We start from the raw sequence: 14648 nt of genomic DNA, 5'->3' as shown, positions 1-14648 counted from the left end.
CGGGGGCCTACGCTATTCATGGATTCCCGGGCAACTCAGCTGTGTTCTGCAGGGATTTGCCCGAATTTCCCGGACTGGAAATCCTCCATGGCCTGCTGGAGTTCGCGGTGGCTGTTCATCACGAACGGTCCGTAGTGGGCCACCGGCTCGCGGATCGGCAGGCCGCCGAGGATGACCACGTCCAGGTTGGGCGAGCGTGACTCCTGGGTGGGGTCGGCCGCGATGGTGATGCTGTCGCCCTCGCCGAAGACCACGGCCTTGCCCATGCCGAACGGCCGCTTCTCCGCGCCCGCCGTGCCGCGCCCGTTGAGGGCGTACACCAGGGCGTTGAAGTCGCTGCGCCAGGGCAGGGTGACCGACGCCCCCGGGTTGAGCGTGGCGTGGATCATGGTGATCGGGGTGTGCGTGGTCCCGGGGCCCTGGACGCCGCCGATCGAACCCGCGATCAGCCGCAGCAGGGTGCCGCCGTCGGGGCTGGCCAGCAGCTTGACGTTGCTCCCGGAGATGTCCTGGTACTTCGGCCGGATCAGCTTGTCCGAGGCGGGCAGGTTGACCCAGAGCTGGAGCCCGTGGAAGAGGCCGCCGGAGATCACCAGGTCCTCGGGCGGGGTCTCGATGTGCAGGATCCCCGAGCCGGCCGTCATCCACTGGGTGTCGCCGTCGCCGAGCGCGCCGCCGCCGCCGGTCGAGTCGCGGTGGATGAACTTGCCGTCGATCAGGTAGGTCACGGTCTCGAAGCCGCGGTGCGGGTGCCACGGGGTGCCCTTGGGCTCGCCCGCGGCGTACTCCACCTCACCCATCTGGTCCATCATGATGAAGGGGTCCAGCAGCGAGGTGTGCACCCGCGCGAACGCGCGGCGGACGGGGAAGCCCTCGCCCTCGTAGCCCTCGGGCGCGGTGGCGACCTGGACGACGGGGCGGGGCACGGTGGTGGTCGGGTCCGGGGTCTCCACCCGCGGCAGGACCAACGGGTTCTCGACGGTCACTGCGGGCATGTCAACCTCCTAGGGAACGCCAGGGCCGGTGGGGTACCGACAGGTCCCAAGGTAGTTGAAGTATCAACCTAATGCAAGTTGAAGTTTCAACTATCGATTCATGCGTCCGCCGGGGCCGCCCCGTCGGGGGCCGGGCGGGCGGCGGCTCAGCCGTACATCCGCCGCATGGTGAAGTCGACCATCTGCTCCACGGCCTTGGCGTCGAACACCATCCGGTGCTCGCCCTCCATGTCCATGGCGAAGCCGTAGCCGGTCGGCAGCAGGTCCAGCACCTCGGCGCCGGTCACGGTGAAGTGCTTGGAGTCCTTGCCCGCGTAGCGCCGCAGCTCCTTCAGCGAGCTGAACATCGGGATCACCGGCTGCGGGGTGTTGTGCAGGGCCAGGAAGCCCGGGCGCTCGCCGCGCGGACAGTAGACCTTGGAGGTGATGAAGATCGCCTGGAAGTCCTCGACCGGCAGCGACCCGGTGGTGAACGCGCGGATCGCGTCCGACAGTGAGGGCGGCGAGGGTTCCGGGTACAGCGGTGGCTGCTGCCCGTAGCCGCCGACGTCGGGCCCGCCCATGCCGGGCTGCCCCATCGGCTGCTGTTGCTGCTGGTAGGGGCCGCTCTGGTAGCCCGGTCCGGTGCCGCTCGTCGTCTGCTCGTAGCCGTACACGGTGCCAAGGCTAGCGAGTCCGGCGTCGTCCGGACGGCCCGGTGGGCTTGAAATAAGTTACCAATGGGTAGCATCATGGGACACATCGCTGGGATCGATGGCGCCACGGCGTCCGTAATGAACCCGGCACCTAGCCGTTGCGATCACCGGAGCAGGTAATGGGTCACTACAAGTCGAACCTCCGCGACCTGGAGTTCAACCTCTTCGAGGTGTTCGGGCGTGACGAGGTCTATGGCAGCGGACCGTTCGCCGACATGGACGTCGACACGGCGAAGAGCATCCTCGCCGAGATATCCCGCCTTGCCGAGAACGAACTCGCCGAGTCCTTCGTCGACGCCGACCGCAACCCCCCGGTGTTCGACCCGGAGACCAACACCGCGCCGCTGCCGGAGAGCTTCAAGAAGAGCTACCAGGCGTACATGGACGCCGAGTGGTGGCGGCTGGGCATCCCCGAGTCGATCGGCGGCACGCCCACCCCCAACAGCCTGATCTGGTCCTACGCCGAGATGGTGCTCGGGGCCAACCCCGCCCTGTGGATGTACTCCTCCGGCGCGGCCTTCGCCGGCGTCATCGCCGAGGAGGGCACCGAGGAGCAGCACCAGGTCGCCAAGCTGATGGCGGACCACGGCTGGGGTTCCACCATGGTGCTGACCGAGCCCGACGCCGGTTCGGACGTCGGCGCGGGCCGCGCCAAGGCCGTCCGCCAGGAGGACGGCAGCTGGCACATCGAGGGCGTCAAGCGCTTCATCACCTCGGGCGAGCACGACCTGTCCGAGAACATCATCCACCTGGTGCTGGCCCGCCCCGAGGGCCACGGCCCGGGCACCAAGGGCCTGTCGCTGTTCATCGTGCCCAAGTACGACTTCGACTGGGCGACCGGCGAGCTCGGCGAGCGCAACGGCGTCTACGCCACCAACGTCGAGCACAAGATGGGCCTCAAGGCCTCCAACACCTGCGAGCTCACCTTCGGTGACCGGCACCCGGCCCGGGGCTGGCTGCTCGGCGAGAAGCACGACGGCATCCGGCAGATGTTCCGGATCATCGAGTTCGCCCGGATGATGGTGGGAACCAAGGCCATCGCCACCCTCTCCACCGGCTACCTGAACGCGCTGGAGTACGCCAAGGAGCGGGTGCAGGGCCCGGACCTGGCCGAGTTCCTGGACAAGACCGCGCCCCGGGTCACCATCACCCACCACCCGGACGTCCGCCGCTCGCTGCTCACCCAGAAGGCCTACGCCGAGGGCATGCGCGCGCTGGTGCTCTACACCGCGTCCGTCCAGGACGAGATCGTCCTGCTCAAGGCGCGCGGCGAGTCCGCCGACGCGGCCGAGCGGCTGAACGACCTGCTGCTGCCCATCGTCAAGGGCTACGGCTCGGAGAAGTCCTACGAGCAGCTGGCCCAGTCGCTGCAGACCTTCGGCGGCTCCGGCTACCTTCAGGAGTACCCGATCGAGCAGTACATCCGGGACGCCAAGATCGACACCCTGTACGAGGGCACCACCGCCATCCAGGGCCAGGACTTCTTCTTCCGGAAGATCGTCAAGGACCAGGGGCAGGCGCTGACCGCGCTCTCCGAGCAGATCCAGAAGGCCGTCGCGGGCGGCCTCGGCGGCGACGGCCTCGCCGTGGAGCGGGACTCGCTGGCCGCTGCCGCCGGTGACCTGGAGGCCATCGTCGGCGCGATGCTGGCCCAGCTGGGCTCGGTCGAGCAGGACACCCGCAACATGTACCTGGTCGGCCAGAACACCACCCGGCTGCTGCTCGCCTCCGGCGACGTGGTGCTCGGCTGGCTGCTGCTGCGCCAGGCGTCGGTCGCCCAGGCCAAGCTGGCCGCCGGGGCCTCCGACAAGGACGTGGCCTTCTACCAGGGCAAGATCGCCGCTGCCCGCTTCTTCACCCGGACCATCCTGCCGCTGGTCCACAGCCAGCGGCTGCTGGTCGAGAACGTCGACAACGCGATCATGGACCTGCCCGAGGCGGCCTTCTGACCGCACCCCTGGTCACCGCCGGACCCGGTCCACGGGGACCGGTCCGGCAGCCCGCGACGGCAGGGCCCCGAGGCGACGCCTCGGGGCCCTGCCCCGTCTCCGGCCCACGGGCGGGCGCCGCCGCGGAGGCGGCGTACGCCCGTGGGCGTACCGGCCACGGGCGTAGGCTCGGCGGTGGACGGCCTCACGCCGAACCTGCCTCCCTACCCTCACCAGGAGCAGCATTGACCAGCGCAACCGGCGTGGGCTCTGTGGCCTTCGACCGCAGCCACACCGACGACCTCATCACGTTCCTGAAAGTCAGCCCGTCTCCGTTCCACGCCGTGGCGACCGCCGCGGAACGCCTGGAGAAGGCCGGCTTCCGGCAGGTCGAGGAGACCGCCGCCTGGGAGGGCACCCCCGGTGGCCGGTACCTGATCCGAGGCGGCGCGCTGATCGCCTGGTACACCCCGGAGGGCGCGGACCCGGAGACCCCGTTCCGGATCGTCGGCGTCCACACCGACTCGCCCAACCTGCGGGTCAAGCCGATCCCGGACACCGGCTCGGCCGGCTGGCGGCAGGTCGCGGTGGAGATCTACGGCGGCCCGCTGCTGAACTCCTGGCTGGACCGCGACCTCGGCCTGTCCGGACGGCTGGTGCTGCGGGACGGCAGCGTCCGGCTGGTCCAGCTGGACGAGCCGCTGCTGCGGGTCCCGCAGCTCGCCATCCACCTCGACCGCAGCGTCAACGACAGCCTGACGCTCGACCGGCAGCGGCACCTGCTGCCGATCTGGGGCCTGGGCAGCGTCACCGAGGGCTCGCTGATCAGCTACGTCGCCGAGGCGGCCGGGGTGCGGCCGGACCAGGTCACCGGCTGGGACCTGATGACCCACGACATCCAGCCGCCGTCCTACCTGGGCCGGGACCGGGAGCTGCTGGCCGCCGCCCGGCTGGACAACCTGCTGTCGCTGCACGCCGCCACGGTCGCCCTCGGCGCGGTCGCCGGGGCCGCCTCCGGCGGGACGCTGCCGTACATCCCGGTGCTGGCCGCCTTCGACCACGAGGAGACCGGCAGCGAGTCCGACACCGGCGCGCAGGGACCGCTGCTCGGCACGGTGCTGGAGCGCTCGGTGTTCTCCCGGGGCGGTACGACCGAGGACCGGGCGCGGGCGCTGGCCGGGTCGGTCTGCCTGTCCTCGGACATGGGCCACGCGGTCCACCCCAACTACAGCGAGCGGCACGACCCGGGTCACCACCCGCTGCCCAACGGCGGCCCGATCCTCAAGGTGAACGTCAACAACCGGTACGCCACCAACGGCACCGGGCGCGCGCTCTTCGCGGCGGCCTGCGAGCGGGCCGGGGTGCCCTGGCAGACCTTCGTCTCCAACAACTCGGTGGCCTGCGGCACCACGATCGGTCCGATCACCGCCGCCCGGCTGGGCATCTCCACCATCGACTGCGGCATCGCCGCGCTGTCGATGCACTCCTCGCGGGAGCTGTGCGGGGCGGATGACCCGTTCCTGCTGGCGTCCGCGCTGAAGGCGTTCCTGGAGGCCTGACCCGCCCCGCTGGGGCCGTGCCCGTCGCCCGGTGGCGCGGTGGGCACGGCCCCAGCGGTCTACTCGTCCATGCCCGCCAGTACCAGCGGCAGCCGGGCAGCCGCGCCCGGCACCAGCCGGACCGGGACGCCCCAGTCCTGCTGGTGCACGTGGCAGGTGGGGAACTCGATGGCCGGGTCGTCGTCGCAGGAGGCCGCCATCGCGCTGATGTGCAGCACCCCCTCGGCGACCGACTCGTTCAGCAGCAGTGAACGGCCCAGCGCGGTGTCCGCGCCCGCGCCGTCCAGCAGCAGTTCCGGCGGGGTCGCGCTGACCAGCAGCCGGGTGGCGGGCCCGTACGACTCGTCCAGCTTCTGCCCGGCCGGGGGCGTGAAGATCACGTCCAGCCGCAGCTCACCGGGGGCGACCTCGGTGGCCGGACGCTGGGTGCGGTGCGCGGTCGCGGCGACGGACAGTGCCTCCTCCGGGAGGCGCAGCCGGGTGAGCCGGTGCCGGGCCGACTCGACCACCACGATGTCGCCGTCCACCACCAGCGCGCCACTGGGCTCGCGCAGGTCGGTGGCCAGCGTGCTGACCTCGCCGGTGGCCGGGTCGAACCGGCGCAGCGCGTGGTTGTAGGTGTCGGCGACGGCGACCGAGCCGTCCGGGAGCGCGGTCACCCCGAGCGGGTGCTGCAACAGCGCCTGCGCGGCCTCGCCGTCGCGGTGGCCGAAGTCGAACAGTCCGGTGCCGACGGCGGTGCGGACCGTGTACGAGCCGTCCGTTTCACGTGAAACATGGCGCAGCGCGGAGGTCTCGGAGTCGGCCACCCACAGCCGCTCCGGGGTGGCCGCCAGGCCGGACGGCTGGGCGAACCACGCCTCGGCGGCGGGCCCGTCGACCAGGCCCTCGTTGGTGGTGCCCGCCGCGACGGCGACCGTCCCGGTCCGCGGGTCGTAGGTCCACAGCTGGTGGGTCCCGGCCATGGCCACCCAGACCCGGTCGTCGAACCAGGCGACGTCCCAGGGTGAGGAGAGGTCCACCTCGGGCCCGGGCCCTGAGGTGGGCGAGTTCTGCCACCACTGGCGTCCGGTCCCGGCCAGGGTGGTCACCTCGCCGGTAGCCGGGTCGACCCGGCGCAGCGCGTGGTTGACGGTGTCGGCGACCACGATCCCGCCGTCCGGCAGCAGCGCCAGGCCCTGCGGCTCGCTGAACGCGGCCTGCCCGGCGGGGCCGTCGGCGAAGCCGCGCTCGCCGCTGCCGATCCGCCGCAGCGGCGTCTCGCCGTCCTCGGCGAGCTCGACCAGCGAGTGGTGCCCGGAGTCGGCCACCAGGTAGCCGCCGGAGGGCAGTCGCAGCGCCTTCCCGGGGAACCGCAGCACCCCCGGTTCGGCGACCGGCGCGACGTACGGGCTGTCGCCCCGGCGCAGCGTCCCCTTGGCGGCATGCTCCGCCTCCAGCTCCGCGACCAGCGCGGCGATGGCGTGCGCGTGCCCCTCCCCGGCGTGCTGCGCGACCACGTACCCCTCGGGGTCGATCACCACCAGCGTCGGCCAGGCCCGCACGGCGTACTGCTTCCAGGTGGCCAGCTGCGGATCGTCCAGCACCGGGTGCCGCACGTCGTACCGGTCGACGGCGTCCACCACGGCCTGGTGCTCGGCCTCGTGCACGAACTTCGGCGAGTGCACCCCGACGATCACCAGCGTGTCCCGGTGCTTCTCCTCCAACTCCCGCAGCTCGTCCAGGACATGCAGGCAGTTGATGCAGCAGAAGGTCCAGAAGTCCACGATGACGCACTTACCTCGCAAGTCCGCGAGGGTGAGGTCCTTGCCACCGGTGTTGATCCATCCGCCCTTGCCGACTAGTTCGGGGGCGCGAACGCGTGCACGTGTTGCCATACCTGCATCCAACCGCATCGGGCTGTGGACGTATTCCGGCATTGCTCTCCTCTGGAGGGCACGCCCCGGTGTCCCTCGTCCGGTGCGCTTCTGGGAACATCTCCGCCATGGCTGATCGAAGATCGTCCTCAACTGGCACCACGGCCGTCATTCGCGTGCTTTCAGGGCTGATTGTCCTGGGTGGATACGAGTTCGCGCTGTTCGGTGCGCCGGTCACTCCAGAGCGGATCGGCGCTTCGCTCGGTGGCGCCTATCTGGGCGCAGCCCTGCCGGTCATGATGTGGTCGCTGATCGTTCTTATGCTCGGGCGTCGCTTCGGGGTGGAGGCCAAGCTCATCTCATGGGGATTGGGGCCTGCGCTCCACACCTCCCTCAGCAGCAGCCGGATCCTCATGGTCCGTCGAATTCCCGTCCCTGTGCTCAGGACTCGGGTGGCCGTGCAGCCTGCGGGAACGACGAAGGCGCGCCTCGTGGCTCTCGTGCTGATCACGCTGACTGTTCAAGGGCTGACGGGCTGGGGGCTGCTGTTCGCTCCGGGGCCCTTCGGGGTGGCGGCAGGCATTGTTTGCCTCGGGACGGCACTGGTTCGGCTGGGCGGGTTTCGCAGCATCCCGAGTGCCGCGGCGGGCGGCCGCTCCGTCGGCTCCCGGAACCGTGGAGGGGATCAGGGCTTGCAGGTGTTGGCTGCTCTCCAGCGAAGTGTCACGGAGGCGCGGCGGTTGATCGAGGACTGCTCAGACCCGGAGTGGCGCGATTCCGCCGAGGGCAGGAAGGCCGAACTGCCAGTGCTCTTGGGCGAAGGCCGCTACCGCGAGGCTGTGAGGGTCGCGGAGAGCGTGGCGAAGGCGCCAGGGGTCTCTGCGGTGGAACGTGCGGGTGCCCAGCAGACCCTTGCGCGGGCGCTTGCGTATGCGATGGAGGCCACGTCAGCTGAGCCATGCGATCGCGAGCGGTTCCTCGAATTGTGCCGAGAAATGCGTGACGCGCCCGCTCAGGTGACCTCGGGCAGTGATCTGCGAAGCCTGTACTACCTGGTCACGGGCGATGCGGAGCTGGCCGTGGATGAGGCCAGGGCTGCCGCCCGGGTCGGGAGCGCGCCCCTTCGGCGTTCCATGGCCTACTGCACCCTGGCTGTGGCCCTCATGCGCGCCGGACGCAGCGAGCAGGCCCAGAAGGCGCTTCGCCTTGCCAGGAGCCAAGGCCCCGACAATGCGCGCATCGCCTTCGTCGCCGGAGTTCTGTCCTCGGTCTCGGCCGTGGTCGGCGACTGAGATTTCGAACAGGCAACCTAGCCGACGTGGTGGAAACAGCGCACGATTGGTGCTGATGCGACCGGTCTCGGACAGCAGAAAACTCAGAAGTCCAGCAGCACGATCTTGCCGCGCGACTCGCCCAGCGTCAGTTCCCTGCCACCCGTATTGAGCCAACCACCTGCGCCGACAAGCTGGGGGGCGCGCACCCGTGCACGTGAAGCCATACCCGTATCCAACCGCATCGGGTCGCGGACGCGTTCCCGCCGGCGGCGGCGGCCGAGCGCGTCAGGTCATGGGCGAGGTCACCTGGCAGAGGACCACGAGTTCGAGGCGGGGGACGACGTAGTAGGCGAAGAAGCCACCGGCCACGTCGACGTACTGCATCGGTTCGCCGGCTCCTTCATACGCTGTGCCGTCCAGGTACAGCGCCTCGGCGGCCCTGACGAGTTCGTCGGCCTTGCCGTGGACGGCCGCGAGGAACTCCGCTGGTGCTCCTCCGGTGACGTACTCCTCGCTGGGAAGGTATTCCCAGCTCCAGCTCACCCGTTCACCGCCGCGAACGCGGAACGGTAGAGCTCGGCGACCACCGTGGCCTGCCTCCGGCACTCGTCGATGGTCTCGCTGTGGTTCGCGAGGTAGTTCGCCCGGTGGTAGGCACGGGTGGTGTCCGGACGGCGTTCGATCTCGACGACGGTGGCCCAGTGCGCCACGAATGCCTGGAGGGGGCTGATGCTGCCCTTCTCGATGGCCTCGGCCATGGCCCTGGTCTGCCCCTCCAGCATCTCGGGCAGGCGGGCGGGGGCGACGACGGCGAGCGCGGCCTTGATCGCGGCCGGGGTCTTCTCCGGTCGTGGGATGAGCTCGGACCCGTCGTGCACCGGCTGACTCATGGCGTCACTCCTCTCGTCCTGGATGACGTTACTCGTCCCTGGTGCGGCGGTGGCCGGGAATCGCGACCGGGGCTGCTCCGGAAGTCCGTGGAACGTCAGTCCCGGCCTCCGGTGGCGTCCGTTCGGGTGGGGGTGGGTGGAAACCGGTGGGGGCGGGGAAGGCGTCCTCGGGGTAGCAGGGCGACGCAGGGAGGCGGTACGGCATGAGGTTCTTGTTGCGTGACCGGATGTTCTCGATCGGCGACGACTTCTGGATCACCACCGAGCACGGCGAGAAGATGTTCCTGGTGGACGCGAAGGTGCTGCGGATCGCGGACACCTTCGAGCTGAAGGACAACAACGGCCACAAGGTCGCGGTGGTGAAGAAGAAGCTGGTCAGCATCCGTGACGCGATGAAGATCGAGCGGGACGGCGCGGTCGTCGCCACCGTCAAGAAGAAGCTGTTCACGCCGTTCCGCGACAAGTACGAGGCGGTGCTCGCGGACGGGCGCGAGTACGAGGTGCACGGCAACTTCCTCGACCACGAGTTCGTGGTCGAGGAGAACGGCCACAAGATCGCGCACATCAGCCGGAAGTGGTTCAGCTTCCGGGACACCTACGGCATCGACATCAAGGACGGCGAGGACGTTCCGCTGCTGCTGTCGGTCGCGGTCTGCGTGGACCACATGCAGGCGGCCGAGCACGAGACCAAGCTGTAGTCGCCGTCACAGGGTGAGCGTCCGCCAGTCGCCGGAGATCCGCGCGGCGAGTTCCGGCGGGCGCTCGTCGCCGTGGGCCAGGGCGCGGAGCAGGGCCGCGCCGTCGGCCGGGCGGGCGGTCGGGTCGGGGGTCAGCGCGAGCCGGACGGTGGCCAGCAGTTCCGGGGAGACCGCGCCCAGCGCCGCCAGGGCGTCCGGGTCCGGGCCCTGGTACAGCACCCGGTTGGCGATCTCGGCCATGGCCGTGCCGTGGAACGGACTGCGGCCGCCGGCCGCCGCGACCATGCAGCAGCCCCATGCCCAGACGTCGGTCCAGGGCCCGGCGGGCTCGGCGCGGAACTGCTCGGGGGCCATGTACGGGAGGGTGCCGGGACTGCCGAAGCCGGTCCGGGTGAGCCGGGTCTGGTCGAGGATCATGGCGATGCCGAAGTCCAGCAGCCGTGGGCCCGCCGTGGTCAGCATGATGTTGGCGGGCTTGAGGTCGCGGTGGACCAGCCCGGCGCGGTGCACCGCCTCCAGCGCGGCGGCCACCGCCAGGCCGAAGGCCCGCAGTGCCGGTTGCGACCGGATCGGTCCCTGCCGCTCCAGATGGGCGTCCAGCGGTGAGCCGTCCAGCAGGTCCATCGCCAGGTAGGGCACACCGTCGGCGATGCCGCTGTCGATCACCCGGGCGGCGTAGGCGCTGGAGACCCGGGACAGGGCCTCGCCCTCGCGCTGGAAGCGCCGGGCGATGTCGGCGTCGCCCAGCAGGTCCCGGCGCAGCGTCTTCAGTGCGACCTGGGTGGCGGAGCCGTCCAGGCAGGCGACGTAGACGATGCCCATGCCGCCGGAGCCGATGCGGCCGAGCAGCCGGTACGGGCCGATGGCGCGCGGCTCGTGCGGGTGCAGCGGGGCGCAGCGGACGACCGGCGCGGGCGCGACCGGCGCGACCGGCGCCGGGTCGGCGGGCGTGGTCAGCCCGGGTGCGGTGGCGGCGGGTGCGGTGGCGGCGGGTGCGGTCGGGACCGGCCGTTGCGGCTGGGTTCCGCCCTGCGGCCAGGGCTCCGTCGGCCGGGGGCGCGGCAGCGGCGCCGCCGGCCGCTGGCCGGTGGCGCCCGGCGGCCGGGTGGTGGTCGCCGGGCCGCCCGGCAGCGGGAGCGGGACCAGGACCAGCGGCTTACGGTGGAAGCGGCGGGCGGCCAGCAGCGCGCAGCCCTGCCACAGCAGCAGGATCAGCATCGCGCCGATCGGCAGGAGCAGCAGCACCAGCAGGAAGCGCACCGCGAGCTGCGGCAGCAGCAGGCGGCGCAGCGCGGACCGCTCCCAGGTGCCGGACGGCATCCGGGTGCAGTGCAGCAGGAAGCGGGTGCGGAACCAGGCGGCGGTCCACAGCAGCGCCAGCGCGCAGCAGAGCAGTACCGCGATGCCCTGCCCGCTGTCCTGGCCGCTGTAGGCGTGCACCAGCCAGGTGGCCGCCCACGGCGGGTCGCCGAGCAGCTGCCGGCGCAGCGACTCGTCCACCGGGCTCAGCCCGGTGGCGGTGTGCGCGAGCGAGATCAGCCAGGCCATGCCGCCGACGATGGTGGTGCCGAGCAGCAGGTCCAGGCCGGTGGCGTAGAGGTGCCGGGGGTAGCCCCGGCCGAGCAGCCGCAGGGCGTACTGCCGTTGCGAGGCGTCGGCGGCGTAGTGGGCGCGCAGTTCCGCGCGCCGCTCGTCGGCGACGGCGCGGCTGCGCCAGCCGACCTGGGAGCGCAGCAGCCACCCGAGCGTGATCACGCGGATGATAAGGATGAGCCCAATGTATGAGCCGATCGTCTGCCAGACCTGGCCGTCGGTCCAGTCCGTGCTGTGGCCCGGTGCCATCGGCTCCCCCAGGTGTCGCTCCGTGCGGATGCCCCCTGACCCGCAGGAACGGAGCATAGTCGGGCCGGGGGCGGCGCCGACCGGGGAATCGTCGGTAGGCGCCGCGGCGAAAATCTGTCCGTGGATGCCCCCGCGGAGTAGTTGAGTGGAATAGACTCAACTTACGTCATGGTTGCCATGGCATAGTCAGTCGAGCCCGCTCAGTCGGGTACAGGTCAGTCGAGCACAGGAGGACACCCCAGAGTGGACGCGAGCAAGCTCACCACCAAGGCACAGGAAGCCCTGTCGGCCGCGATCCGGCAGGCGTCGAGCGCGGGCAACCCCGATGTCACCCCGGTGCACCTGCTGCTCGCACTGCTGGAGCAGCCGGACGGCATCGCGCGGCCACTGCTGGAGGCGGTCAAGGCCGACCCGGCGCGGGTCCGCGCCGCCGCCGACCGGGTGAACGCCGGACAGCCGAGCGCCCAGGGCTCGACCGTCTCCGCGCCGCAGATCGCCCGCCAGCTGGTCTCCGTGCTGAACGAGGCCGGGGCCCGCGCCGCCGACCTGGACGACGCGTACGTCTCCACCGAGCACCTGCTGGTCGGCCTCGCCGCCGAGGGCGGCCAGGTCGCCGACCTGCTCAAGGCCGAGGGGGCCACCCCGAAGGCGCTGCTCGCCGCGTTCAAGGACGTCCGCGGCAGCGCCCGGGTCACCTCGCCCGACCCCGAGGGCACCTACAAGGCGCTGGAGAAGTACGGCACCGACCTGACCCAGGCGGCCCGCGACGGCAAGCTGGACCCGGTCATCGGCCGCGACCAGGAGATCCGCCGGGTGGTCCAGGTGCTGTCCCGGCGCACCAAGAACAACCCGGTGCTGATCGGCGAGCCCGGCGTCGGCAAGACCGCCGTGGTCGAGGGCCTGGCCCAGCGCATCGTCGCCGGGGACGTCCCCGAGTCGCTGCGCGGCAAGCGCCTGGTCTCGCTGGACCTCAGCGCGATGGTCGCCGGGGCGAAGTACCGGGGCGAGTTCGAGGAGCGGCTGAAGGCCGTGCTCGCCGACATCAAGCAGAGCGAGGGCCAGGTCGTCACCTTCATCGACGAGTTGCACACCCTGGTCGGCGCGGGCGCGGGCGGCGACTCCGCGATGGACGCCGGGAACATGCTCAAGCCGATGCTGGCCCGGGGCGAGCTGCGGATGGTCGGTGCGACCACGCTGGACGAGTACCGCGAGCACATCGAGAAGGACGCCGCGCTGGAGCGCCGCTTCCAGCAGGTCATGGTCGGCGAGCCGAGCGTCGAGGACTCCATCGCCATCCTGCGCGGGCTCAAGGGCCGCTACGAGGCCCACCACAAGGTGCAGATCTCGGACGCCGCGCTGGTCGCCGCCGCGAGCCTGTCCAACCGCTACATCACCTCCCGGTTCCTGCCGGACAAGGCCATCGACCTGGTCGACGAGGCCGCCTCCCGGCTGCGGATGGAGATCGACTCCTCCCCGGTGGAGATCGACGAGTTGCAGCGCTCGGTCGACCGGCTGCGGATGGAGGAGATGGCCCTGGCCAAGGAGTCCGACGCCGCCTCCGTCGACCGGCTCGCCCGGCTGCGCCGCGACCTCGCCGACCGGCAGGAGCAGCTGGCCGCGCTGACCGCCCGCTGGCAGCAGGAGAAGGCCAGCCTGAACAAGGTCGGCGAGCTCAAGGAGCGCCTGGACGACCTGCGCGGCCAGGCCGAGCGGGCCCAGCGCGACGGCGACTTCACCACCGCCTCGCGGCTGATGTACGCCGACATCCCGGCCGCCGAGCGGGAGCTCGCGGAGGGGCAGGACGCCGCCCGCTCCGAGGCGTCCAGCGCCTCCATGGTCAAGGAGGAGGTCGGCCCGGACGACGTCGCCGACGTCGTCGCCTCCTGGACCGGCATCCCCGCCGGACGCCTGCTGGAGGGCGAGACCGCGAAGCTGCTGCGGATGGAGGACGAGCTGGGCCGCAGGCTGGTCGGCCAGCGCACCGCCGTGCAGGCCGTGTCGGACGCGGTGCGCCGCTCGCGCTCCGGCATCGCCGACCCGGACCGCCCCACCGGCTCGTTCCTGTTCCTCGGCCCCACCGGCGTCGGCAAGACCGAGCTGGCGAAGGCGCTGTCGGACTTCCTGTTCGACGACGAGCGGGCGATGACCCGGATCGACATGAGCGAGTACGGCGAGAAGCACTCGGTGGCGCGGCTGGTCGGCGCGCCCCCCGGCTACGTCGGCTACGAGGAGGGCGGCCAGCTCACCGAGGCGGTCCGGCGGCGCCCGTACAGCGTGGTGCTGCTGGACGAGGTGGAGAAGGCCCACCCGGAGGTCTTCGACATCCTCCTCCAGGTGCTGGACGACGGTCGGCTCACCGACGGCCAGGGCCGGACGGTGGACTTCCGCAACACCATCCTGATCCTCACCTCCAACCTGGGTTCGCAGTGGCTGATCGACCCGGAGCTGGACGACGCGGTCAAGAAGGCGCGGGTGCTGGACACCGTCCGGACCGCGTTCAAGCCGGAGTTCCTGAACCGGCTGGACGACATCGTGGTGTTCGACCCGCTCGGCACCGAGGAGCTGGCCCGGATCGTCGACCTGCAGGTCGCCTCGCTGGCCAAGCGCCTCGCCGACCGCAGGCTGACGCTGGAGGTCAGCCCGGCCGCGCGGGACTGGCTGGCGCTCACCGGCTACGACCCGGCCTACGGCGCGCGCCCGCTGCGCCGCCTGGTGCAGTCGGCGATCGGGGACCAGCTGGCCCGGGCGATCCTCGGCGGCGCGGTGCGCGACGGCGACACGGTCGAGGTGACCGTGGACGAGGCCGCGGACAAGCTCGCGGTGCACGCGTCCGGGCGGGTCCCGACCTCGCTCGCGAAGGAGGGCTGAGGCTTCGCCGGGCGGTCCGAATGAGGCAGGATGGACATGCAAA

The 14648-nt window shown here is 71.2% G+C and carries 12 protein-coding genes; 5 read left to right on the top strand and 7 right to left on the bottom strand.

The genetic code is table 11. From position 1 onward, the window contains the following. Positions 1 to 35 precede the first annotated feature (35 nt). Positions 36 to 995, bottom strand: a complete 960-nt coding sequence (locus GXP74_RS38950) for a pirin family protein (protein WP_182455889.1) — start codon at positions 993 to 995, stop codon at positions 36 to 38. Positions 996 to 1141: 146 nt separating this feature from the next. Then, positions 1142 to 1651 (bottom strand): SseB family protein, encoded by a 510-nt coding sequence (locus tag GXP74_RS38945; protein WP_182455888.1) that lies wholly within the window; start codon positions 1649 to 1651, stop codon positions 1142 to 1144. Positions 1652 to 1809: 158 nt separating this feature from the next. Between GXP74_RS38945 and GXP74_RS38940 the strand changes: the two genes are divergently transcribed. Further along, positions 1810 to 3639: an acyl-CoA dehydrogenase gene (locus GXP74_RS38940; protein WP_182455887.1), complete on the top strand. Its 1830-nt coding sequence runs from the start codon at positions 1810 to 1812 to the stop codon at positions 3637 to 3639. 224 nt (positions 3640 to 3863) lie between these two features. Next, positions 3864 to 5177, top strand: a complete 1314-nt coding sequence (locus tag GXP74_RS38935) for a M18 family aminopeptidase (RefSeq protein WP_225448498.1) — start codon at positions 3864 to 3866, stop codon at positions 5175 to 5177. A gap of 59 nt (positions 5178 to 5236) precedes the next feature. On the opposite strand, the gene GXP74_RS38930 is transcribed toward GXP74_RS38935, so the two are convergent. Next, complete coding sequence (locus tag GXP74_RS38930) at positions 5237 to 7054, bottom strand: NHL domain-containing thioredoxin family protein (protein ID WP_182455886.1); 1818 nt, start codon at positions 7052 to 7054, stop codon at positions 5237 to 5239. 107 nt (positions 7055 to 7161) lie between these two features. On the opposite strand from GXP74_RS38930, the gene GXP74_RS38925 reads away from it, so the two are divergent. Further along, positions 7162 to 8325, top strand: a complete 1164-nt coding sequence (locus tag GXP74_RS38925; protein WP_182455885.1) for a lipopolysaccharide assembly protein LapB — start codon at positions 7162 to 7164, stop codon at positions 8323 to 8325. 83 nt (positions 8326 to 8408) lie between these two features. On the opposite strand, the gene GXP74_RS41735 is transcribed toward GXP74_RS38925, so the two are convergent. The 3 genes from GXP74_RS41735 to GXP74_RS38915 form a co-directional block, all read right to left on the bottom strand. Continuing rightward, positions 8409 to 8531 carry a hypothetical protein gene (locus GXP74_RS41735; protein ID WP_255528294.1) on the bottom strand — a complete coding sequence of 41 codons (123 nt, stop codon included), beginning with the start codon at positions 8529 to 8531 and terminating at the stop codon, positions 8409 to 8411. Between the two features lie 61 nt (positions 8532 to 8592). Beyond that, complete coding sequence (locus GXP74_RS38920; protein WP_182455884.1) at positions 8593 to 8850, bottom strand: hypothetical protein; 258 nt, start codon at positions 8848 to 8850, stop codon at positions 8593 to 8595. Continuing rightward, a complete protein-coding gene (locus tag GXP74_RS38915; RefSeq protein ID WP_225448497.1) occupies positions 8847 to 9197 on the bottom strand; it encodes a DUF6247 family protein in 351 nt (116 codons plus the stop codon). Before GXP74_RS38915 ends, GXP74_RS38920 begins: the two co-directional genes overlap by 4 nt. Positions 9198 to 9400: 203 nt before the next feature. On the opposite strand from GXP74_RS38915, the gene GXP74_RS38910 reads away from it, so the two are divergent. Continuing rightward, positions 9401 to 9895, top strand: a complete 495-nt coding sequence (locus tag GXP74_RS38910) for an LURP-one-related/scramblase family protein (protein WP_182455883.1) — start codon at positions 9401 to 9403, stop codon at positions 9893 to 9895. Between the two features lie 6 nt (positions 9896 to 9901). On the opposite strand, the gene GXP74_RS38905 is transcribed toward GXP74_RS38910, so the two are convergent. Next, on the bottom strand, positions 9902 to 11650 hold the full coding sequence (locus GXP74_RS38905) for a serine/threonine-protein kinase (RefSeq protein ID WP_182455882.1): 1749 nt from the start codon (positions 11648 to 11650) through the stop codon (positions 9902 to 9904). Between the two features lie 330 nt (positions 11651 to 11980). On the opposite strand from GXP74_RS38905, the gene clpB reads away from it, so the two are divergent. Further along, positions 11981 to 14605 carry an ATP-dependent chaperone ClpB gene (gene clpB / locus GXP74_RS38900; RefSeq protein WP_182455881.1) on the top strand — a complete coding sequence of 875 codons (2625 nt, stop codon included), beginning with the start codon at positions 11981 to 11983 and terminating at the stop codon, positions 14603 to 14605. Positions 14606 to 14648 lie beyond the last annotated feature (43 nt).

Origin of the sequence: Streptacidiphilus sp. P02-A3a, assembly GCF_014084105.1 — a bacterium.
In the GTDB taxonomy this organism is placed as follows: Bacteria; Actinomycetota; Actinomycetes; order Streptomycetales; family Streptomycetaceae; genus Streptacidiphilus.
This window is presented reverse-complemented; position numbering and strand designations above follow the sequence as displayed.

What these genes read in the sequence shown, in the direction of transcription:
- GXP74_RS38950 (WP_182455889.1), bottom strand. Translation starts at nt 995, where the DNA reads ATGCCCGCAGTGACCGTCGAGAACCCGTTGGTCCTGCCGCGGGTGGAG.
- GXP74_RS38940 (WP_182455887.1), top strand. Translation starts at nt 1,810, where the DNA reads ATGGGTCACTACAAGTCGAACCTCCGCGACCTGGAGTTCAACCTCTTC.
- GXP74_RS38930 (WP_182455886.1), bottom strand. Translation starts at nt 7,054, where the DNA reads ATGGCAACACGTGCACGCGTTCGCGCCCCCGAACTAGTCGGCAAGGGC.
- GXP74_RS38925 (WP_182455885.1), top strand. Translation starts at nt 7,162, where the DNA reads ATGGCTGATCGAAGATCGTCCTCAACTGGCACCACGGCCGTCATTCGC.
- GXP74_RS41735 (WP_255528294.1), bottom strand. Translation starts at nt 8,531, where the DNA reads ATGGCTTCACGTGCACGGGTGCGCGCCCCCCAGCTTGTCGGCGCAGGT.
- GXP74_RS38915 (WP_225448497.1), bottom strand. Translation starts at nt 9,197, where the DNA reads ATGAGTCAGCCGGTGCACGACGGGTCCGAGCTCATCCCACGACCGGAG.
- GXP74_RS38910 (WP_182455883.1), top strand. Translation starts at nt 9,401, where the DNA reads ATGAGGTTCTTGTTGCGTGACCGGATGTTCTCGATCGGCGACGACTTC.